This window comes from Tabrizicola sp. (assembly GCF_034366665.1).
Taxonomy (GTDB): Bacteria; Pseudomonadota; Alphaproteobacteria; order Rhodobacterales; family Rhodobacteraceae; genus Tabrizicola.
The window spans coordinates 19215-39807 of sequence record NZ_JAXMMF010000119.1; the positions used below are offsets into that span (position 1 = coordinate 19215).

Annotated in this window: 23 protein-coding genes and 1 other RNA gene; 10 read left to right on the top strand and 14 right to left on the bottom strand. The window is 65.9% G+C overall.

Features of this window, described 5'->3' with window-relative positions:
* The first annotated feature begins 365 nt into the window (after positions 1–365).
* Positions 366–3077, top strand: a complete 2712-nt coding sequence (locus tag U1E69_RS16870) for a ribonuclease E/G (RefSeq protein WP_322245580.1) — start codon at positions 366–368, stop codon at positions 3075–3077.
* A 49-nt stretch (positions 3078–3126) separates the two neighbouring features.
* Here the strand turns inward: U1E69_RS16870 and U1E69_RS16875 are convergent, their stop codons facing one another.
* Positions 3127–3357, bottom strand: coding sequence for a sulfurtransferase TusA family protein (locus U1E69_RS16875; RefSeq protein ID WP_322245581.1), 231 nt, complete (start codon positions 3355–3357; stop codon positions 3127–3129).
* Positions 3358–3479: 122 nt separating this feature from the next.
* Here U1E69_RS16875 and U1E69_RS16880 point away from each other — a divergent pair, with 122 nt between their 5' ends.
* From U1E69_RS16880 to U1E69_RS16890, 3 genes are read left to right on the top strand one after another with little or no spacing between them, the layout of a single operon-like run.
* The gene (locus tag U1E69_RS16880; RefSeq protein WP_322245583.1) at positions 3480–4238 is read left to right on the top strand and encodes a cytochrome c biogenesis CcdA family protein; all 759 of its coding nucleotides are present in this window, start codon (positions 3480–3482) and stop codon (positions 4236–4238) included.
* 51 nt (positions 4239–4289) lie between these two features.
* Positions 4290–5504 carry a hypothetical protein gene (locus U1E69_RS16885; protein WP_322245584.1) on the top strand — a complete coding sequence of 405 codons (1215 nt, stop codon included), beginning with the start codon at positions 4290–4292 and terminating at the stop codon, positions 5502–5504.
* Positions 5501–6826: a cytochrome P450 gene (locus tag U1E69_RS16890; RefSeq protein WP_322245585.1), complete on the top strand. Its 1326-nt coding sequence runs from the start codon at positions 5501–5503 to the stop codon at positions 6824–6826. The genes U1E69_RS16885 and U1E69_RS16890 overlap by 4 nt, the downstream gene beginning before the upstream one ends.
* A gap of 81 nt (positions 6827–6907) precedes the next feature.
* Here U1E69_RS16890 and purS read toward each other — a convergent pair whose 3' ends face one another.
* Positions 6908–7147 carry a phosphoribosylformylglycinamidine synthase subunit PurS gene (gene purS, locus U1E69_RS16895; protein ID WP_322245587.1) on the bottom strand — a complete coding sequence of 80 codons (240 nt, stop codon included), beginning with the start codon at positions 7145–7147 and terminating at the stop codon, positions 6908–6910.
* Between the two features lie 62 nt (positions 7148–7209).
* Positions 7210–7962 carry a phosphoribosylaminoimidazolesuccinocarboxamide synthase gene (locus tag U1E69_RS16900; protein WP_322245588.1) on the bottom strand — a complete coding sequence of 251 codons (753 nt, stop codon included), beginning with the start codon at positions 7960–7962 and terminating at the stop codon, positions 7210–7212.
* A 179-nt stretch (positions 7963–8141) separates the two neighbouring features.
* Between U1E69_RS16900 and U1E69_RS16905 the strand changes: the two genes are divergently transcribed.
* From U1E69_RS16905 to bmt, 3 genes are all read left to right on the top strand, one after another.
* Positions 8142–8456 carry a DUF1476 domain-containing protein gene (locus U1E69_RS16905; RefSeq protein ID WP_322245589.1) on the top strand — a complete coding sequence of 105 codons (315 nt, stop codon included), beginning with the start codon at positions 8142–8144 and terminating at the stop codon, positions 8454–8456.
* Between the two features lie 135 nt (positions 8457–8591).
* On the top strand, positions 8592–10433 hold the full coding sequence (locus U1E69_RS16910; protein ID WP_322245590.1) for a phosphatidylglycerol lysyltransferase domain-containing protein: 1842 nt from the start codon (positions 8592–8594) through the stop codon (positions 10431–10433).
* A 12-nt stretch (positions 10434–10445) separates the two neighbouring features.
* On the top strand, positions 10446–11459 hold the full coding sequence (bmt, locus tag U1E69_RS16915) for a betaine--homocysteine S-methyltransferase (protein ID WP_322245591.1): 1014 nt from the start codon (positions 10446–10448) through the stop codon (positions 11457–11459).
* Positions 11460–11570: 111 nt separating this feature from the next.
* Here the strand turns inward: bmt and U1E69_RS16920 are convergent, their stop codons facing one another.
* Together U1E69_RS16920 and U1E69_RS16925 are read right to left on the bottom strand one after the other, a co-directional pair.
* The gene (locus tag U1E69_RS16920; protein ID WP_322245592.1) at positions 11571–12656 is read right to left on the bottom strand and encodes a PA0069 family radical SAM protein; all 1086 of its coding nucleotides are present in this window, start codon (positions 12654–12656) and stop codon (positions 11571–11573) included.
* 69 nt (positions 12657–12725) lie between these two features.
* Positions 12726–13241: a hypothetical protein gene (locus U1E69_RS16925; protein WP_322245593.1), complete on the bottom strand. Its 516-nt coding sequence runs from the start codon at positions 13239–13241 to the stop codon at positions 12726–12728.
* A 165-nt stretch (positions 13242–13406) separates the two neighbouring features.
* Here U1E69_RS16925 and U1E69_RS16930 point away from each other — a divergent pair, with 165 nt between their 5' ends.
* From U1E69_RS16930 to U1E69_RS16940, 3 genes are all read left to right on the top strand, one after another.
* Positions 13407–14105: a B12-binding domain-containing protein gene (locus tag U1E69_RS16930; RefSeq protein WP_322245594.1), complete on the top strand. Its 699-nt coding sequence runs from the start codon at positions 13407–13409 to the stop codon at positions 14103–14105.
* 76 nt (positions 14106–14181) lie between these two features.
* A complete protein-coding gene (locus tag U1E69_RS16935) occupies positions 14182–14340 on the top strand; it encodes a hypothetical protein (protein ID WP_322245596.1) in 159 nt (52 codons plus the stop codon).
* A gap of 8 nt (positions 14341–14348) precedes the next feature.
* On the top strand, positions 14349–14981 hold the full coding sequence (locus U1E69_RS16940) for a DUF1638 domain-containing protein (RefSeq protein ID WP_322245597.1): 633 nt from the start codon (positions 14349–14351) through the stop codon (positions 14979–14981).
* On the opposite strand, the gene U1E69_RS16945 is transcribed toward U1E69_RS16940, so the two are convergent.
* From U1E69_RS16945 to ssrA, 9 genes are all read right to left on the bottom strand, one after another.
* Positions 14978–16015: a zinc-binding dehydrogenase gene (locus U1E69_RS16945; RefSeq protein ID WP_322245599.1), complete on the bottom strand. Its 1038-nt coding sequence runs from the start codon at positions 16013–16015 to the stop codon at positions 14978–14980. The genes U1E69_RS16940 and U1E69_RS16945 overlap by 4 nt on opposite strands.
* Positions 16015–16233 (bottom strand): ribbon-helix-helix domain-containing protein, encoded by a 219-nt coding sequence (locus U1E69_RS16950; protein WP_322245600.1) that lies wholly within the window; start codon positions 16231–16233, stop codon positions 16015–16017. Before U1E69_RS16950 ends, U1E69_RS16945 begins: the two co-directional genes overlap by 1 nt.
* Before the next feature lie 88 nt (positions 16234–16321).
* A complete protein-coding gene (locus U1E69_RS16955; protein WP_322245601.1) occupies positions 16322–16552 on the bottom strand; it encodes an N-(5'-phosphoribosyl)anthranilate isomerase in 231 nt (76 codons plus the stop codon).
* Between the two features lie 47 nt (positions 16553–16599).
* A complete protein-coding gene (locus tag U1E69_RS16960; RefSeq protein WP_322245602.1) occupies positions 16600–16779 on the bottom strand; it encodes a DUF4169 family protein in 180 nt (59 codons plus the stop codon).
* The gene (gene fumC / locus U1E69_RS16965; protein ID WP_322245604.1) at positions 16779–18173 is read right to left on the bottom strand and encodes a class II fumarate hydratase; all 1395 of its coding nucleotides are present in this window, start codon (positions 18171–18173) and stop codon (positions 16779–16781) included. The genes U1E69_RS16960 and fumC overlap by 1 nt, the downstream gene beginning before the upstream one ends.
* Positions 18174–18255: 82 nt before the next feature.
* The gene (locus tag U1E69_RS16970) at positions 18256–18807 is read right to left on the bottom strand and encodes a methyltransferase type 12 (protein ID WP_322245605.1); all 552 of its coding nucleotides are present in this window, start codon (positions 18805–18807) and stop codon (positions 18256–18258) included.
* Positions 18807–19265: an SspB family protein gene (locus U1E69_RS16975; RefSeq protein WP_322245606.1), complete on the bottom strand. Its 459-nt coding sequence runs from the start codon at positions 19263–19265 to the stop codon at positions 18807–18809. Before U1E69_RS16975 ends, U1E69_RS16970 begins: the two co-directional genes overlap by 1 nt.
* 156 nt (positions 19266–19421) lie before the next feature.
* Entirely contained in the window at positions 19422–20072 is a 651-nt protein-coding gene (locus U1E69_RS16980) for a DUF1194 domain-containing protein (RefSeq protein ID WP_322245608.1), read from the bottom strand.
* A 110-nt stretch (positions 20073–20182) separates the two neighbouring features.
* Positions 20183–20539: a transfer-messenger RNA gene (gene ssrA / locus U1E69_RS16985) on the bottom strand.
* Between the last annotated feature and the right edge of the window lie 54 nt (positions 20540–20593).

The following is a 20593-nucleotide window of genomic DNA, read 5'->3' on the forward strand; positions in this document are numbered from 1 at the left end:
CCCTTGGTCGGTTTTTGCCGCTAGGGTCGCCTGAAGGCAGTTTTTCTGCCCGAAGAATTCTCTCCCTTGGGGCTTGGGCGCGTCGGAACGTGTCGCCTTGGGGGAGCCGGATCGGCCGCAAGGTCGTGCACATTGCCTGCAAGTCCTTGGATTTGTTGGCTTGATTAGGTGAGGGGCCCGAAAGGCCCTTCAATTGTAACCGCGATGAGGCGTGCAGGCATTTTACCCAGCGATCCAGTCGGCCCCCAGGGTCGAGGACCGTTGCATGTGCCCGCTGCCCGCGCCCAGACAAGCCGCCCCGTCCGTTTCGAACCCCCGTCTGGTCCGCCAGGCGACCCGTTGCGCCCGGGGCGCAGTGGACCAACATGTCAAAGAAAATGCTTATCGACGCCACTCACCCCGAGGAAACCCGGGTTGTCGTGGTCGACGGAAACAAGGTCGAAGAATTTGATTTCGAGACCGTAAACAAGCGTCAGCTGGCCGGGAACATCTACTTGGCCAAGGTGACGCGGGTTGAACCCTCGCTGCAGGCGGCCTTCGTGGAATATGGCGGGAACCGGCATGGTTTCCTGGCCTTCGCCGAAATCCACCCGGATTACTACCAGATCCCGGTCGCCGACCGTAAGGCGCTGATCGAGGAAGAGCGGGCGATGGCCCGCGCCGAGGAAGAGGAAGACAACCGTCGCTCGCGCCGTCGCGGGCCGCGGCCTTCGCCCAAGGCCGAAGCGGTAAAGTCCGACGACGCGGTGGCCGAGGGTCCCGCCGGGATGGATGTGGTCGACCTTGACGATGATGAGGCCGCCGATGGCCCGCTGGTTCAGGCGGGAGAGGCCTCGCAGGACCTGCACGACCATGATGACCATGAGCATGACCACGCGCATGGCGACGAGCACGATCATCACAACGAGTCGGTCGAGAACGGCAATGGTGGGCGGTATCGCGCCGTGGACCATGCCAGCGACACCGACGAGGAAATCGAATCCATCGCCGAAGAGGATGTGGCCGAGGAAATCGCCGCTCCTCGCCGTCCGCGCGCCCGGCGCTACAAGATCCAGGAAGTCGTCAAGGTCCGGCAGATCATGCTGGTCCAGGTCGTCAAGGAAGAGCGCGGCAACAAGGGTGCGGCGCTGACCACGTACCTGTCGCTGGCGGGCCGCTATTGCGTGCTGATGCCGAACACGGCGCGGGGCGGCGGGATTTCCCGCAAGATCACCAATGCCGTGGATCGCAAGAAGCTGAAGGAAATCGCGGGCGAGCTGGAGGTGCCGGAAGGTGCGGGCCTGATCGTCCGGACGGCAGGGGCCAAGCGGACCAAGCCCGAGATCAAGCGCGACTACGAATACCTGATGCGCCTGTGGGAGCAGATCCGCGAGCTGACGCTGAAGTCGATCGCTCCGGCCAAGATCTATGAAGAGGGCGACCTGATCAAACGGTCGATCCGGGACCTTTACAGCCGTGAGATCGACGAGGTTCTGGTCGAGGGCGAGGGCGGTTATCGCACCGCCAAGGACTTCATGCGGATGATCATGCCAAGCCACGCCAAGCAGGTGGTGCGGTATACCGAGCAGACTCCGCTTTTTGCGAAGTACCAGGTCGAGGGCTATCTCGCGGGGATGTTCAACCCGGTGGTGCAGCTGAAATCCGGTGGTTACATCGTGATCGGGGTGACCGAAGCGCTGGTGGCGATCGACGTGAACTCGGGGAGGGCCACGAAGGAAGGGTCCATCGAGGAAACCGCGCTGAAGACCAACGTCGAGGCGGCCGAAGAGATCGCGCGACAGCTGCGCCTGCGCGACCTTGCCGGCCTGATCGTCATCGACTTCATCGACATGGAGGAACGCCGCAACAACGCCACGGTCGAGAAGCGGTTGAAGGACAAGCTGAAGACCGACCGGGCGCGGATTCAGGTCGGGCGGATCAGTGGCTTCGGCCTTCTGGAGATGAGCCGTCAGCGGCTGCGGCCCGGGATGCTGGAATCGACGACCCAGCCCTGCCCGCATTGCCACGGCACCGGGCTGATCCGGTCGGATGACAGCATGGCGCTGCAGGTCCTGCGCGCGCTGGAGGAAGAGGGCACGCGGAAGCGGTCGCGCGAGGTGCTGCTGAAGGCGCCCGTCGGGATCGTGAACTACCTCTTCAACCAGAAGCGCGAGCATGTCGCGATGATCGAGGCGCGCTACGGGATGTCCGTGCGGCTTGAGGCGGACCCGATGATGGTCTCTCCCGACTATTCCATCGAGAAGTTCAAGACCGCGCTGCGGGTGGTCCCCGAGACCCCTGTCGTGTCGGGTCATGCGGGGCTGATGGGCGCGCCAGTGGCGGAGGAAGAGGAAGACGAGGATTTCGTCGACGAGCTGGTCGAAGAGGACGTCGAGGACGAGGTGGTGGTTGTGGCCGCTCCCGTGGCTGCCTCCGCTGTGCCCGCACCTGCGGCCGAGGGCGATGGCCAGCCAGGGCGGAAGAAGCGTCGGCGTCGGCGTCGTCGGCGCGGGGGCCAGCGGGATGACGCTGCGGGCAACGGGTCGGGTGAAGATCAGGCCTCGGACGACGATGGCGAAGAGGATGGCGACGACGAGGGTGCCGAGCCGGAGGTCGCTGTCGCCGAAATAGGCGCGGAAGTGGTCGAGGACGCGTCGGCCACCAAGCCGAAGCGCACCCGCAAGCCGCGTGGTGCCAAGGCAGAGGCTGCAGCGGCAGAGGCTGCCCCGGTGGTCGAGGCGGCTCCCGAACCCGCAGCCGAGCTGGTGGCCGAAGAGAAACCCGCGCCGAAAAAGCGGGCGAGCCGGTCGAAGGCGGCTCCGGCCGATGCGCCGGTTGCCGAGGCTGAGGTGGTGGTCGTCGAGGCTGCGGTGGCGGAGGCTCCAAAGCCGAAGGGCAGGGGATCTCGGGCCAAGGCGGCCGCGCCAGAGGTGGCACCTGCGCCGGTTTCCGAACCCGCGCCGATGCTGGCGGCGGATCCGGGGCTCGCAGTGGCCGAAACGGTGGTGGCCGATCCGGCCGAGGCCGAGGCCCCCACGCCGGACGCAGACGATGCCGGCAAACCCAAGCGCAAGGGCTGGTGGTCGCTGGGCCGCTAAGGCAGGCCAAAGGCAACAGGACGGGCGGCTTCGGCCGCCCGTTTCCGTTTCAGCCGCGCCGGATCAGGTGCAGGGTGACCCCGCCCTGGTCCTGCGCGCCCAGATAAGCGTGCCCCGCCTCGGCGCAGAAATGCGGCAGGTCGACCCGGGCCATCGCATCGGTCGCGCGAACGCAGACTACGGTTCCCACAGCCAGCGCCAGAAGCCGCTTCCTTGCGCGCAGCACCGGCAGGGGACACAGCAGCCCCTCGCAATCGATCTCGATGTCCCAATCCGCCATGCCTGGGGTGTAGCTGTCGTGCAGCCCTGCGGCAAGGTTACAGGCCCCCAACGCGGATGTGACGCGGTGTCCCGGTGACGCGGGGCAAGAAAGCGTCTATCTGGGACGGGACGGGGAGCCCCATGTTCGGAATCGAGATCATCGACGCAGCCCTTCTGCCCGCGATGCTGGTCGCGCTTCTGGCAGGTGTCCTGTCATTCCTGAGTCCCTGCGTTCTGCCGATCGTGCCGCCCTACCTGGCCTATATGGGCGGGATCAGCATGGGCGAGATGACCGCCCAGGGCACTCAGCGCCGCCGGGTGATCCTGCCGGCGCTGTTCTTCGTCATGGGGCTGTCGACGATCTTCCTGCTGCTTGGGTTCACCGCCTCGGCGTTCGGCAGTTTCGTGCTGGAGAACCAGGTCCTGCTGGCCCGGATTTCGGGCGTGGTGATCATCATCTTCGGCCTGCATTTCCTAAGCGTTTTCCGCATCCCGCTTCTGGACCGCGAAATGCGGCTGGACGCAGGGGACCGGGGCGGCAGCGCCTTGGGGGCTTACCTGCTTGGCCTGGCCTTCGCCTTTGGCTGGACCCCCTGCATCGGCCCCCAGCTGGGCGCGATCCTGTCGCTGGCAGCGCAAGAGGGCAGCACGCAGCGCGGCACACTGCTTCTGGGCGTCTATGCGCTTGGCCTGGGACTGCCCTTCCTGCTGGCCGCGATTTTCATAGAAAGATCAATGCATCTGATGGCGAAGTTGAAGCGCCACATGAAGCTGATCGAGCGGCTGATGGGCGCCCTTCTGATCATCGTGGGCCTGGCGCTGGTGACCGGGGCCTTCACCGATTTCAGCTACTGGATGCTGGAGACCTACGAAGTTCTGGGCCTCCCCCTGCCGGGTTGATGCTTTCCTCTTGCTAACCGTCAGGTAAGGTATGCCGATCAGAATGGCGGCATGGTGGAACGCGTGAAACAGTCGGGACCAGCGGGGGAAAGGGGCGCCTATCGGCGGCATGTCCTTTATATCCCCGGCTATGACCCGTTTCCGCCGCGCCGCTACCGCGAGCTTTACCGGACCGAAGGCGCCGCGCAGGCCGCACATTCGGGCTACGAGCTGACGCTGAAGGCGCGACCGGGCCAGACCTATGGCTGGCAGGTCCAGGCCCACATCGACGGGCGCGACATCGAGGCCGAGGTCGAGGTTCTGGTCTGGTCCGACCTGGTCAAGGGATCTATGACACGCGGCATCGTGGGGACCTATGTGCTCTTGGCCCGGACGGCCTGGGTCTACATCGCCTCGGGGGCGCTGTTCCGGCTGATCCGGCTGCGCAAGGGGCCGATGATTGCGGCGCTGTATCCGGCGGTGCTGCTGCTGCTGCAGGGGCTGCTGGCGCTTTTGGCCGGGGGGCTGACGGTGTGGCTTGCGCCCTGGACCGGGATCGACTGGGTCCTGGGGGCCGGGGTGGTCTGGGCCGTGCTGGCGGGGTTTCGGCGGCTGGACCGACGATTGTACGTCTATTACCTGATGCACGACTTTGCCTTCACCGCGCTGGGGGGCGGGGTCTATCCGGCGGCGCTGGAAGAGCGGCTGGCCGTCTTTCGCGCCAGGGTTCGGACCGCGTTGGCCAGTGGCGTCAAGGAAGTGTTGCTGGTCGGCCATTCCTCGGGCGTGCATATCGGGGTCTCGGTGCTGGCCGATCTGATCCGCGAAGGCCTGCCCCCAGGACCTTCGCTTTCGTTCCTGAGCCTGGGGCAGGCGGTGCCGATGGCGTCCTTCCTGCCCGGGGCCCAGCGGCTGCGGGCCGACTTGCGCTGCCTGTCGGAATGCGCCGAAGTGACCTGGGTCGACGTAACGGCACCCAGCGACGGTTGCAGCTTTGCGCTGTGCGATCCGGTTGCGGTCAGCGGGGTTGCGACCGAAGCGCAGCGTTGGCCGCTGGTGATCTCGGCGTCCTTCACCAAGACGCTAAGCCCCGAACGGTGGCGCGAATTGAAGCGCCGGTTCTTCCGGCTGCATTTCCAGTACATGTGCGCGTTCGACAGGCCCGGAGACTACGACTATTTCCAGATCACTGCGGGACCGATGTCGCTGCGCAAGCGCTATCGGCGCCGCAACCCCTCGGCCAGCCGGATCACTACGCCATACAGCCCCTACCGGGACGCGGCATGACCCCGCCGAAGCCCGAGCCGCGGGCGGACAAGGTCTCGCTCTTCGGTCATCTGCGCGCGTTTCGGCGCGACATCCTGTCGGCGCAACCGGCGCGGCTCTATCGGGCCTGGATGGCGGAATTCCGGACGCCGTTCTTCCAGAGCTACCTCTGCAATGACCCGGCCCTGGTGCGGCTGGTGCTGGATGAGCGGCCCGGAAATTTCCCGAAGTCGGACCGGGTGACCGAAGGCCTGCGGCCCCTGCTGGGCCGGTCGGTCTTTGTCACCAACGGGGAGGAGTGGCTGCGCCAGCGCCGGATCATCGACCCTGCGTTTGAGGGCGGACGGCTGAAGGCGGCTTTCCCGGCGATCTGGGCGGCGGCGGAGGCGGCGGTGGCCCGGATGGACGAGGGCGAGGTCGAGGTGGAACTGGCCTCCAGCCACGCGGCAGCGGATGTGATCTTCCGCACGCTGTTCTCGATCCCGATCGAGGACCGGGTGGCGCAGGCGGTGTTCCACGAGTTCCGGGCCTATCAGCGGTCGGCGCCCATCCTGAATCTGGGGGCGTTCCTGCGCCTGCCGCGCTGGTTTCCTCGGCTGCACCGGGGGGCGACAAAGCGGTCGGCCGCAGTGATCCGGAGCTTGATCCAGGACCTGACGGGAGCGCGGGCGGCGGCGATTGTCGCGGGCCAGGCCCCGGAAGACCTGGCGACGAAGATCATGACCACGCCGGACCCGGTGACGGGGCAGCGGTTCGCGACCGAAGAGATGGTCGACCAGGTGGCGATCTTCTTCCTTGCCGGGCACGAGACCAGTGCCTCGGCCCTGGCCTGGGCGCTGTATCTGCTGGCGACGCATCCCGAGGCGCAGGATCGCGTGGCCGCCGAAGCGGCCAGTCTGCGACCGGAGTTCGGGGTGGTCGGGTCCTTGCGGTTCACGCGCGATGTCTTCCGCGAGGCGCTGCGGCTTTATCCCCCGGTGCCGATGCTGGTGCGCGAAACGGTGCGGCCGGAGGAGTTCCGGGGGCGGGCGGTGAAGAAGGGCGCGCAGGTCGTGATAAGTCCCTGGCACCTGCACCGGCATGAACGCTTGTGGGACCGGCCTGACGCCTTCGACCCCGACCGCTGGGCCGGCGAGGTGCCGCAGGGCGGCTACCTGCCGTTCTCGCGCGGGCCAAGGGTCTGTCCGGGGGCGGGCTTCGCCATGCTGGAGGGCACGCTGATGCTGGCGCATCTGGTGCGGGCGTTCCGGTTTCAGGCTGTGGAGGGGCGGGTGCCAGTCCCGGTGGCGCATCTGACAGTGCGGGCGAAGGACGGGATCTGGCTGCGGGTTTCGCGACGGTAAGGCGATCGGCGGGAAGGTGGGCGGATCGCCCACCCTACCTGGCGCCCGCGTAGGGTGGGCGATCCGCCCACCCGAAGATCGTCAGAGCAGCTCGACCCGGTAGCTTTCGATCACGGTATTGGCGAGAAGCTTGTCGCACATTGCCTTGACGTCCGCTTCGGCCTTCGCGGCATCGGTCGCGGCCAGATCCAGCTCGATCACCTTGCCTTGCCGCACGCCAGTCACACCCTGGAACCCCAGCGACCCCAACGCATGGCGCACGGCCTCGCCCTGCGGGTCAAGGACGCCGGTCTTCAGCATGACAGTGACGCGGGCTTTCATCGGGGCCTCCAGAAGTTGCTGTGGCCCGTCCTTAGCGAAGGGTCGGGCGGGCGACAAGCCGGTCAGTTGATCAGCGTGGGCTTCGTCGTGTGGGTGATGTTCGTGGGCAGGACACCCAGCCGACGCGCCAGTTCGGTGTAGACGTCGTTCATCGGCTGCGGGTCGGGGATCGTGCCGTCGGGCCGTTCGGGCTGGCGCATGTCCCACAGGCGGCAACTGTCGGGGCTGATCTCGTCCGCCACGATCAGGCGCATGAAATCGCCTTCCCAGATCCGGCCGACCTCGATCCTGAAATCGGCCAGCCGGATGCCGACGCCCATCATCACGCCCGACAGGAAGTCGTTCACCCGCAGGGACAACGCGACGATATCGTCCAGGTCCTGCTGGTTGGCCCAGCCGAAGGCGACGATGTGCTCCTCGGCCACCAGGGGGGACTGCAGCTTGTCGTCCTTGTAATAGTATTCGACGATCGGGCGTGGCAGCTGCGTGCCCTCGGGGATACCCAGGCGCGTGGTCATCGGGCCAGCCGAGAAGTTGCGCACCACCACTTCCAGCGGGATGATCTCGGCCATCCGCACCAGTTGCTCACGCATGTTGATGCGGCGGATGAAATGCGTGGGCACCCCGATCTGGTTCAGGCCCGCCATGAAGAATTCCGACAGCCGGTTGTTCAGGACGCCCTTGCCCTCGCGCGTGGCGGGGGCCGCGACGGACGGCGCGTCGTCGTCCTTGAAATACTGGATCAGCGTGCCCGGCTCGGGTCCTTCGTACAGGATCTTGGCCTTGCCTTCGTAGACCTTCTTGCGCCGTGCCATGCTTCACTCGATCAGGGGGGCGGTGACAGGGTGTCGCCTTCAAACCGCTTTCCTTGGGCTATAGTCCAAGGGGACCACACTCGCAAGGCGCGAGCAGCCCGGGCGGTGGCCAAGGGGCTTGCGGTGTTGGGTGCGGATAGGCATATGGATGGAAACAACCGCACTTCCGGGGGAAGCCCATGACGACGTTTGACGACCGCGAGAATGCCTTCGAGGCCAAGTTCGCCCATGACAGCGAGATGCAGTTCCGGGCCGAGGCGCGGCGCAACAAGCTGGTCGGGCTTTGGGCCGCGGACCTGATGGGCAAGTCGGGTGACGCGGCGGCCGCCTATGCCCTGGAAGTGGTGAGCGCCGACTTCGAGGAAGCAGGCGACGAGGATGTGGTCCGCAAGGTCGTGGCCGACCTCGCCGGCAAGGCCAGCGCCGACGACGTGCGGGCCAAGATGCGCGAACTGCTGCCCGTCGCGAAGACGCAGTTGATGTCGGAACTTTAAGCCGCTGATCCTCCGGAAGGGCGCGGTCCCGCTCCGGGGCCGCGCTTTTTCATTGCGCATTTGAGACGTTAACCGGATCGCCATGCCTGATCTGCATTCTTGTCCTTCGGTGGCACGAAGGGACGGATGCGACGCATGGCGGCTGCAAGGGCATTGGGTCCCAAACTCTATCGTCGGCTGGGGCTGACGGCAGGAAGCGGGCTTTTGTGCCTTGGCCTGCTGGCCGGACAGATGCAGGCGATCGATCCGGTCCGGGTGCTGGGCGCGCTGGGCCAGGTCGGATGGCTGCCCTGGGTTCTGGCGGCCTGCGCGACCTTGATCAGTTTTTGCGCAGTGGCAGGATACGACCTGGCGCTGCATCGCCATTTGGCGACCGGCATTTCCCCGGGGCGGGCCCGCAGCGCGGGGTTTGCCGCCATTGCCATCGGGCAGACTGTCGGGATGGGCGTGGTGGCCGGGACGCTTGTCCGCTGGCGGCTTTTGCCGGAACTGGGGTTTCTGGGGGCCGCGCGGCTGTCGCTTCTTGTGGCGGGCTCGTTCCTGGTGGCCTGGGCCGTGCTGACGGTTCTGGTCCTGGTGACCGTGCCGGGTGCGCCGTATTCCGGCGTGGCAATCTGGGGGCTTGTGGCAGTGGCAGTGCTGCTGTGCGGCCTGGCTTTTCCGCGGCCCGGGATGCCGAACCTGATCACGGGCGCGCGGCTGATCTTCCTTGCCGCGATCGACTGCGGTGCGGCGGCCTTGGCGCTATGGCTTCTGGTCCCGGCAGACATCGGTCTGGCAGCCTTCCTTCCGGCTTTCCTGCTGGCGTTTGGCGCGGGTCTGCTGTCCGGCTCGCCCGCCGGTTTGGGCGCGTTCGAGCTGGTGTTGCTGGCGCTTTTGTCCGCTGCCCCACCCGAGGCGCTGGTGGCCGGGGTTCTGGCGTGGCGCGGGCTTTACTATGCCCTGCCTGCCTTGGCCGGGGCCGGAGTGGCGTTGCTGTGTCACGGCGATGCGGGGCTGACTTTGCCCAGCCTTGCCGCGCCCGAGATCGCCGAGGCGGGTCTTGGCGCCCAGGGGACCTTGCGTCCACATGCTGCTGGGTTCCTGGCGGGACGGACGCCGCACGGACTGGTGGCACTGGCCGCCGTCGCGGACCTGGACCGTTTCCAAGCCGCAGCGCAAGAGGAAGGGCGGTTTGCGGTTCTTTACAAGGCCGACGCCCGGACAGCGGCGCGGGCGCGGGCTGCCGGCCTCGCTGTTCTGCCCGTCGCGTGCGAGGCGTGGCTCTGCCCACAAGACTTCGGGCTGGACGGCCCGGCCCGGGCCGGGCTGCGGCGAAAGCTGCGCCGGGCGGCTGCGACGGGCGTGGTCGCGGCGCGTGCCGCAGAGCCGGACTGGACAGCTCTGGCGGCCGTCAATACCGCCTGGACGGCCGCTCACGGCGGGGAGTACGGCTTTTCGATGGGGCGGTTCGATCCCGCCTATTGCGCCGGGCAACAGGCTATCGTGGCCTCACAGGCGGGGCGGACCGTCGGGTTTGCGACCTTTCATGCAGCGCGGGTTGCGGGACAGGTGGTCTGGACACTTGACCTTTTGCGTCCCGCGCCGGACGCGCCCGAGGGGACGGCACAGCTTCTGGTGGTTGCGGGCATCGAAGCTGCGCGCGCCGCCGGGGCCCGCATCCTGTCGCTGGCGGCGGTGCCCATCGGGGGCTGGCCAGACGCCGCCGACCCGGTGGCGCGTCTGGGGCGCAGGCTGGCGCGCGACACGATGCCGGGTCTGATGCAATTCAAGGCCGGGTTCGCGCCAAACTGGCGCAGGCTGTACATCGCGGGACCCTCGTGGCTGGCCCTGGCGCTGGTCGGCTGGGAAATCTGGCGCGCGGTGCAGCGTCCGGCGGGCAGGGCCGAGATGAGGCCGACCACAACACGACTTGCGGATAATGAAATTGCCTCTGGCTGCAACCCGTGGCAGAGGGAAGGGGATAGGCCCGCCTGAAGGAAGTTTGAGATGACCGATGCCCTGACCCGGATGCTTGAGACGCGTGATTGGCTGATGGCCGATGGGGCGACGGGCACGAACCTGTTCAACATGGGTCTTTCATCGGGCGAACCGCCGGAATTCTGGAACGTCGATCAGCCGCAGAACATCCTGAAGCTTTACGGCGACGCCGTGGCGGCCGGGTCGGACCTGTTCCTGACCAACACTTTCGGAGGCAACGCCTCGCGCCTGAAGCTGCACCAGGCGCAGGGCCGGGTGCGTGAGCTGAACCGGGTCGGCGCCGAACTGGGGCGGGAAATCGCCGACAAGGCGGGCCGGGCGGTCGTGGTGGCGGGCTCGATCGGGCCGACGGGCGAAATCTTCGAGCCGATGGGCTCGCTGACCCATGCGCTGGCAGTCGAGATGTTCCACGAACAAGCCGAAGCGCTGAAAGAGGGTGGGGCGGATGTCCTGTGGATCGAGACGATCTCGGCCCCCGAAGAATACCGCGCGGCGGCGGACGCAGCCCTGCGCGCCGACATGCCCTGGTGCGGCACGATGAGCTTTGACACGGCAGGGCGGACGATGATGGGCACGACCTCGGCCACGATGGCCGACATGGTCGAGCGGCTGGTGAACCCGCCCATTGCCTTTGGCGCGAACTGCGGGGTCGGCGCGTCGGACCTGATGCGGACGGTGCTGGGCTTTGCGGCGACGGGGACCGAACGCCCGATCATCGCCAAGGGCAATGCCGGGATCCCGAAATACCACGATGGCCACATCCACTATGACGGAACGCCCGAACTGATGGCGGAATACGCCGTGCTGGCGCGGGATGCGGGTGTCAGGATCATCGGCGGCTGCTGCGGCACGATGCCGGAGCACCTGCGCGCGATGCGGGTCGCGCTGGAAAGCCGCCCGAAGGGCAACCGCCCGTCGCTGGAAGTGATTCAGGCGAAACTCGGTGGGTTCTCTTCGGCTTCGGACGGGACCGGGGATGATGCGGGCGCAGGTCGCCGCGAACGCCGCGGCCGTCGGGGCTGAAAATTCGGGGCTGAAAATTCGGGGCTGAACGGTCGGGCAGTGGCCAAAATCCTTACGCAAGGATTTTGACAAATTTCTTACTCAAGAAATTTGACCCCCGGTCGAAGCCGGTCAGAACAGCGACAACTGATCGCCTGCCTTGGGCGGCGCGGCAAACAGGTCGGTGCGCAAGGCGGGCAGGCCTTCCGCCAGCCCCAGCCGCTTGCGTGCCACAGTGGCCCGCAGGTGGATCAGATCCGCCCAAGGGCCTTCGCCCCGCATCCGCTTTCCGAACTCGGGGTCGTAGTCGCGCCCGCCGTGCAACTCTCGCACCCGGCCCATTACCCGCTCGGCCCGGTCGGGGACGGTTGTGGCCAGCCAGTCGCGAAACAGGGCCGAGACCTCCAGCGGCAGGCGCAGCGGGATCGTGTTCGCGGCCCGCGCCCCGGCGTCGCGGCCCGCCTCCATCACCGCCTCCAGCTCGTGATCGGTCAGCGCGGGGATCAGCGGCGAGACCTGGACGCGGACCGGCACGCCAGCCTCGGCCAACCGCCGGATCATCTGCAGCCGCCGCTTCGGCGCGGGCGCCCGGGGTTCCATCTTGCGGGCCAACCCTTCGTCCAGAGTGGTGACCGAAATCGAGACCGAGGCCAGCCCTTCGGCCGCCATCCCGCCGATCAGGTCGATGTCACGTTCGATGGTGGTGCCTCGCGTGGTGATCCAGACCGGGTGGCGAAAGGCGGCCAACACCTGCAGCACCTGGCGCATCAGCCCGTGGTCCCGCTCGATCGGCTGGTAGGGGTCGGTGTTGGTGCCGATCGCCACCGGGGCGACCTTGTAGGAGGGGCGGCGAAGCTCGCCCTCCAGCACTTCGGCAATGCCGGGCCGGGCGATCAGCCGGGTTTCGAAGTCAAGGCCGGGGGACAGGTTCAGGAAGGCATGGCTGGGCCGGGCGAAGCAGTAGATGCAGCCATGCTCGCAGCCCCGGTAGGGGTTGATTGAGCGGTCGAAAGGCACATCCGGGGACCGGTTGAACGTCAGGGCCGAGCGCGGGCGTTCCAGCCGGACCTCGGTTGCGACAAGGCGGTCTTCTTCGGGCAGGTCCCAGCCGTCATCGAAAGCCTCGCGCGCGGTGCCTTCATACCGGCCGGTCCGGTTGCTGTCGGCCCCCCGCGCGCGCAGGCGCTGGCCGGGCAGAAGGGAAGGGTTGACTGTCATGCCGCAAGTCTAGAACAAAGAAAGAACATCGCCAACCCTGCATCGGACGACATGCAGCGAAGGGGCAAGTCACGACAGGAGCGGGACGCAGAGCCCTGTGTCATCCAGCCCCACGATGACGAAGTCATAGGCGATCAGCAGGGTGTCGCCGTGCAGGATGGTCAGGACATAGCGCCCCTCGGGCAGGGCTTGTCCGGGCATTGGCAGGCGGCCGACCTCCATCGTGCCGGTTTCGGGGACCTTGATGTCCCAGGTGCTGACATCCTTGTTCGGCGCCTTGATGCGGATCGTCATCAGGTGACCGGGACCATAGCCCGGCAATTTTACCCGCAGCCCGAACCCAAGGCCGATGGCCGGCGGCAGGATGTCGCCTTCTGTTACAAAGTCGAAGCCGCGGAAGTTGTGGTCGATGGTCCCGGTCTCGGTCCCTGGCGCGGGCAGCATTTCGTCCGGTTTGCGGTCGCAGTGGCCGCCCGCGAAGATCGACACCGGCAGAAGCGTGCGGTCGATGATCCGGGCCGTTGCCACGTTGGCTGAAACCGCACAGAGGATGCCAAGGGCCGAAAGCGGGAAGACGCGCACCATCACGACCTTTCACCAGGGACTGTCCCATTCTCGCACATCCGGGGCTGCGAGCGCCAGATTCGCGCTTGCTGTCGGCTTTCATCCCGGGCATGTCGCTTGTCGCATAGTGACTTCGCCGGTTTGCGCCCATCACGATGCCAGACCCTTCCGCTTGGAGCACGCCAGATGGCTGACGAAGACGAGATCATCCTTTCCGAACTGTCGGATGACGAGCTTGTGCTGCAGATGCATGACGACCTTTACGACGGTCTCAAGGAAGAGATCGAAGAAGGCGTCAACCTGCTGATCGCCCGCGGCTGGACCCCCTATGACGTGCTGACCAAGGCGCTGGTCGCCGGCATGACCATCGTCGGGGCCGACTTCCGCGACGGGATCCTGTTCGTCCCCGAGGTGCTGCTGGCCGCCAACGCGATGAAGGCCGGGATGTTCATCCTGAAGCCCTTGCTGGTGGAAACCGGTGCGCCTCGGATGGGCAAGATGGTGATCGGCACCGTCAAGGGCGACATCCACGACATCGGCAAGAACCTTGTCGCCATGATGATGGAAGGCGCGGGGTTCGAGGTGAAGGACCTTGGGATCAACAACTCGGTCGAGAAGTATCTCGAAGCGCTGGAATCGGAAAAGCCCGACATCCTGGGCATGTCCGCGCTCTTGACCACGACGATGCCCTACATGAAGGTCGTGATCGACACCATGAAGGAAAAGGGTCTGCGCGACGACTATATCGTGCTGGTCGGCGGGGCCCCGCTGAACGAGGAATTCGGCAAGGCGATCGGTGCCGACGCCTATTGCCGCGATGCCGCCGTGGCGGTGGAAACCGCCAAGCAGTTCGTTGCGCGCAAGCACAACCAGCCGAACGGCTGAAGCACGCCTCTGTGATTCGGGAGGGGGTTGTCTAAGCCTCTCCCGAAGCGCAGATTGAAAGTCAGGGAGACACAGAATGCCCTTGACCCATTTCCTTGGACTTATCGCTCTGGTGATCGTTGCGGCTGGATTGACTATCTGGCTTGCCCTTTGGACCGGGGTGCCTGTCGCGGCACTGGCCTTTGCGGCCCTGTCAGCCAGCGTGATCCTGACCTGGACCCGCGTCAGCCGGTAAGGCAGCCGATGGATGACATCACCCTTTCCGAGACCGGGCTGCCTCCGGCCCATGCGGGCCGCATCCTGCTGATCGCCTGCGGGGCTCTGGCGCATGAGATCCTGGCGCTGAAGGCGGCAAATGGCTGGGCGCACATGGACTTGCAATGCCTGCCGGCAAAGCTGCACCTCTGGCCCGAGAAGATCATCCCCGCGGTGGAAGAGGCCGTCGTCGCTGCACGGGGCGACTACGAGACGGTGTTTGTCGTCTATGCCGATTGCGGCACGGGGGGCTTGTTGCAAGCCGCGTGTGACCGGTTGGGGGTCGAGATGGTCGAAGGCCCGCACTGCTACGCCTTCTTTGAAGGGAACGCAGCCTTCGCCGCCAAGGCTGAGGAAGAGTTCACCGCCTTCTACCTGACCGATTTCCTGGTGCGGCAGTTCGATGCCTTCGTCTGGAAGCCGATGGGTCTGGACCGCCACCCCGAGCTGCGGGACATGTATTTCGGGAACTACACCAAACTGGTCTATCAGGCGCAAAAGGACGACCCGGCGCTGGATGCCAAGGCCGAGGACTGCGCGCGGCGCCTTGGCCTGGCCTATGAACGTCGGTTCACCGGCTATGGCGACCTGGCGGTGACGCTGGCGCGGGTGGCCGGTTAGCCGGCGAAATCGGTGATGACGGCGACCCCAGGGGCGGTGGGGCCGTCGAAGGCTTTCAGTTCCTCGGTGGCCTGGCTTAACGCGACGGTGCGGGCCACGATGGGGGTTACGTCGATCCGGCCAGTCTCGATCAGGGACAGCAGCGTCGGGTAGCGCCAGGCCGGCATGCCACGGGTGCCGAAGACCGACAGTTGCCGCATGTAAAGCGTGTTCATGTCGATCTGCATTTGCGCGGTGTGGCCGGTGGGCAGGCCGACCTGGACATGACGGCCAAGCGGTCGCAGGCACTTGAGCGAGTTGTTCGCGGTGGCTTCGATGCCAAGTGCCTCGACACTGACATGCGCGCCTCCGCCAGTGAGGTCGACGATCCGTGCGGCCACGTCGCCGTCGCGGCCGTCAAGGGCGGCTTCGGCACCCAGGGCGAGGGCATGGTCCAGCTTTTCGGGCACCACATCGACCACGATCACCCGCGCGCCAAGCGCCTTTCCGATCAGAAGACAAGAGAGCCCGATCCCACCGGTGCCATGGACGGCCAGCCATTCCCCCGCCTGCAGGGCTGCACGCCCGGTAAGGGCATGAAACGCGGTGGTCACGCGGCAACCAAGGCCTGCGGCGAGGGCGGGGGACAGGCTTTCGGGCAGGCGGGTCAGATTGTGGGCATGGGGGACCGAGACGTATTCGGCATAGGCGCCCCGGTCGCCAAAGCCCGGGACGCGCTGGCTACGGCAGGTTGTGGTCTGGCCGGACCGGCATTCGGGGCAATCGCCACAGGCCAGGATGAAGGGTGCGATGACGCGGTCGCCCTTGCGCCACTTCGCCAGGGGACCGGCCTCGACCACTTCGCCGCAGTATTCGTGGCCGGGGATATCGCCCGGTTTCACCTTGGGGTGCTCACCCACCCAGCCGTGCCAGTCGCTGCGACAGATCCCGCAGGCAAGGGTCTTCAGGACCACGCCATCCGGTTCGCAGGTGGGGTCAGCGACGGATTCCAGGCTGAGGGGTTCGCGGTAGGCGCGAAGAACGGCGGCGCGCATCAGGTTCTCCGGTAATGGTTCAGGCAGAAGACACGGATGGCCGAGGCAAGGCCCTCCTCTCCGCGACGTGCGGCGTCGATTTCTGCGGCCAAGGCGTTGAGGGGGGTATCCTTCTCGGCCGCGATGGTGCGGAAGGCATCCCAGAACTCGTGCTCCAGCGACACGCTGGTGCGGTGGCCATGGAGCGTGAGAGAGTGTTTGGCGGGGCGGGTGGTCATTTCGAGAGGCTAGCCAAAGTGCACGCCGCCCAAAATCCTTAAGTAAGGATTTTGACAAATTTCTTACTTAAGAAATTTGGGTCCGTGGTCAGAGACGGAGCAGGACATCATCCGAATTGCAGAAGACCACGAAATGGCCTGCGTTCTCGACCACCCGGTACCCGCGTTTCTTCATTGCCCCCAGAAAGGCGTCCCGTCCGACAAGACGCTCAACATCGCTGACCTTGCGACGGATTACCCCGCCGTCAAGTGCTGTCTTGGTGGCAAACATCTGACGCATCCACTCCTGCGACGTGATCGGTAGCTGCAGTTCTCGCATCGGCGCACCTCCTGCCGTCACCCTGCCAAAGCAGGGTTAACGGGGGGTTACTCCGTCTCGCGCTTGTGGGCGTCGAGTTCTCGCGCGGCCTTTTCGGCGCGAATCTTTTCCAGATCACGTTCGGCCTTCGTGCGGCCATGCTTCGCAGCATTGGCATCGGCGGCAGAGCGGGCGGCCTTACGGGCCGCCTGCTTCTTCGCCTGCCGAAGGTTGACGACTTCGGCCATCAGCCTTTGGGGCCGACCATGTCCTCGGGGCGGACGATGCGGTCGAACGTTTCGCCATCGACGAAGCCAAGCGCAATCGCCTCTTCCCGCAGGGTCGTGCCGTTCTTGTGCGCGGTCTTGGCCACCTTGGTCGCGTTGTCATAGCCGATGGTGGGCGCCAAAGCTGTCACCAGCATCAGCGATTCCTTCATGAGCTTCTCGATCCTTGGCAGGTTCGCCTGCGTGCCCACCACCATGTTGTCGGTGAAGCTGGAGGCCGCATCGCCCAGAAGCTGGATCGACTGCAGCACGTTGTAGGACATCATCGGGTTGTAGACGTTCAGCTCGAAATGTCCCTGGCTTCCGGCAAAGCCCACGGCAGCATCGTTGCCCATGACGTGGGCGCAGACCATCGTCAGCGCCTCGGCCTGGGTCGGGTTGACCTTTCCGGGCATGATGGAAGAGCCGGGCTCATTCTCGGGCAGGATCAGCTCGCCCAGGCCTGAGCGGGGGCCAGAACCGAGAAGCCGCAGGTCGTTGGCGATCTTGAAAAGCGACCCGGCCACCGTCTTCAGCGCGCCCGAGAACATGACCATCGCGTCATGCGCCGCAAGCGCCTCGAACTTGTTCGGGGCGGTGACGAAGGGGAGATTGGTGATCTTGGCGATCTCGGCGGCGACGCGGATATCGAAACCCACGCGGGTGTTCAGTCCGGTGCCGACCGCAGTGCCGCCCTGGGCCAGTTCGTAGATGTGGGGCAGGCACATCTTCACCCGCTCGATCCCGCGATCGACTTGTGTTGCGTAGCCAGAGAATTCCTGTCCGAGGGTGAGCGGCGTCGCATCCTGCGTGTGGGTGCGGCCGATCTTGATGATGTCCTTGAATTCATGGGACTTCGACCAGAGTGCCTTCGACAGTTTCGTCAGCCCCGGGATCAGCACGTCGCGGGTGTGCATGCCGATGGCGACATGCATCGCGGTCGGGAAAGTGTCGTTCGAGGATTGCCCCATATTCACATGGTCGTTCGGGTGCACCGGCTTTTTCGAGCCCATCACCCCGCCCAGCATCTGGATCGCCCGGTTCGAGATCACTTCGTTTGCGTTCATGTTCGACTGGGTGCCGGACCCGGTCTGCCAGACGACCAGCGGGAAGTTGTCGTCGAACTTGCCGTCGATCACCTCGCTCGCGGCGGCGACGATGGCATCGCCCAGCGTCGCCTCCAGGTCGCCTTGCGCCATGTTTACCACGGCGCAGGCGCGCTTGATCACGCCCAAAGCGCGGATGATCGGGACCGGCTGGCGTTCCCAGCCGATCGGGAAGTTGATGATCGACCGCTGGGTCTGCGCGCCCCAGTACTTGTCGGCGGGCACTTCAAGCGGGCCGAAGCTGTCGGTTTCGGTACGGGTCGCGGTCATGGCACACTCCTCAAGCTCTCACGCGACCCATAGCGGCTGAGGCGCGCGAAATCAATCCGGCATGCAATGGTATACCGAAAACTCAGGCCCGGCGGAAGCGGTAGACCGTGGCCGGGGGCAGGTTGGCCCAGACCTTGTGGCCCTTGTTCACCTTCAGCCCCAAAGTCTCGATGGTTTCGGGCGGCAGAGGCGGGCGCTGGCCGTAGGTGAACTGCACGTAATGGCCACGAGGGGCCAGGATCGCAAAGGCGGCGCCGACGATGCCTTCCCGGATTTCGGGCGGCATCGACAGGAGCGGCAGGCCCGAGATCACCGTGTTCACCCCGACCGGAACCAGTCGGGCAGCGTCCTGTGCGGGAAGCTGATGCACGGTCACGCCGGGGAACTTCTTGCGCAGGTAGTCGACGAACTCTTCGTCCAGCTCGAACAGGGTGATGTTCTCGGGCGGGACGCCGCGGGCCAGAATCGCCTCGGTGAAGCGGCCGGTTCCGGGGCCGAACTCGACCACCGGACCGCTGTTCGGGCCCAGGCCCAAGGTCATGGCGCGGGCCAGGGTCCGGGAAGAGGGCGCAATCGCTGACACCTGCCGGGGGTTCTTCAGAAGCCGCCGGCGGAACAGCGCAAGATCGGACATCAATGTTTCCGGAACTGGTCGAGCGAGACGATCTCGGCATCCTGCCGGACCGGATCTTCCTCGACCTCGATCTCCAGGTCCTCATCGTCCTCGTCTTCGTCGTGCTCTTGCGTTTCGAAGCGAAGGCCGAACTCTACCGAAGGGTCGACGAAGGTGCGCAGCGCGTCGAACGGAATGACCATCGGCTCGGGATTGTTGCCGAAGTTAAGCGTAATGCTGAAGCCTTCGTCGGTCACCACAAGGTTTTCGTACCAGTGCTGGATCACGACGGTCATTTCCGTCGGATAGCGTTCCTTCAGCCAGTCGGCGATCTGGACGTCGGGATGGGTGGTGTCGAAGGTGATGAAGAAATGATGTGCGCCGGGCAGGCCGTGTTCGGCCACGTCGGCGAGGACCGACTGGATCAGACCCCGCATCGCGCGGTGCATGAGATTTCCGTAGTCGATGCTGCGCGCCATGTGCCGCCCTTTCCCGGTTGTGCTGCAGCATAGGGGGGCACGGGGGCCAAGGGAAGGGGGGCTTGCGCGCAGGCTGCCGCCCCGGACAGAGAACCGCCAGTTTGGTGAAAACGGGGATCGGTCAGCCGATGGCGTGGGTTAGCCGGGGGCGGCGGGTCAACCGATGGGCCGGGTCAGTTCGCGCAACAGCTTTTGTCGCAGCGTCGCGGCATAGTCCTGCAGACCGCGCGCCGTGACGACAAAACCTCCGGGCGTGATGATCCAGTTGCGGTAGTAGGTGGTGATGGGAAAGGCCGGACCCGGCTCTTCGATCGCGATGGCGTTGATCATCAGGCCCGCGGCGATGGCCTCGCGGCGCGCCCTGGCGTCGGAGAAGCCCGCGTTTTCCTGCCCGTCGCCCGAGACGTCGATCACCTTGTTCCGGCAGTCGGGCACGGCGGCGAACTGGGCCGTGGCGAAGCGGAGGCCCTGGCCCACGGCCGTGTCCGATCCTGTGAAGCTGCGCGGGATGGCGGTGGCGCGGGCGGCGAAGCGGGTGACGTCTTCGGGCGCTAGCATCCGCCGCCACGACAGGACAAGGGCCTGTTCGTCAACCCCTGACCACTGGATCACGGCAAGCGCGACCTGCCCCCCCACCAGGGCCTCGGCGACTTCGGGGTTCGTCAGGGCCGCGGCAAGCCCCTCGGTCTGCAGGCGGTACTCGCCTGCGTCGATGGACCCGGACACGTCGATGGACAGCAGCAGCGCCGTCTCGCAGGGGGCGGCGGGCTGGGCGGTCAGGCAAAGGAGCAGAGCCGCGCGGAGCATGGGTCAGGATGTGGCCTGCGGCGGTTTGTGGCAAGCGGCTCGTCGATGACTTCGTCACTCCTCGCAGGGGCGACGAGGAGACGAAGTCGAACGAGGAGCAGTGGAGAGAAGGTGCAGGTTTCTGTTGCCAGGTACCTGCGAACCCCGCCTTACGGGGCTAACCGCAAGGGCTTAGTTTTGATATTGCGAGCCGCTTACGCGGCCAGCGCCATCGGAGCACGGTTGTCGTTGGCAACTGTGATCTTGGACCGATAACGGTGGTACCTCACCGAGCGAAAGCTGGCCTCTTTGGTCGTTCGTCGATCCTATTTCGGCCCCACACGCCCGCAACGAACGGGAAAGTCTGGTGGAGCCGCCGGGTACCGCCCCCGGGTCCGAGCCGATTATTACAGGTGCGTTTATCGCCATAGTCGGAGTTGCCCCCGACAAGGATCAATATAGGCGGCGGGGGTGGGGGCCGCAAGGGCCGTCTCCGCCCGGGTGGGGCAAGCCAGGTGATCGCCGCCGAACAGGTGTCGCGT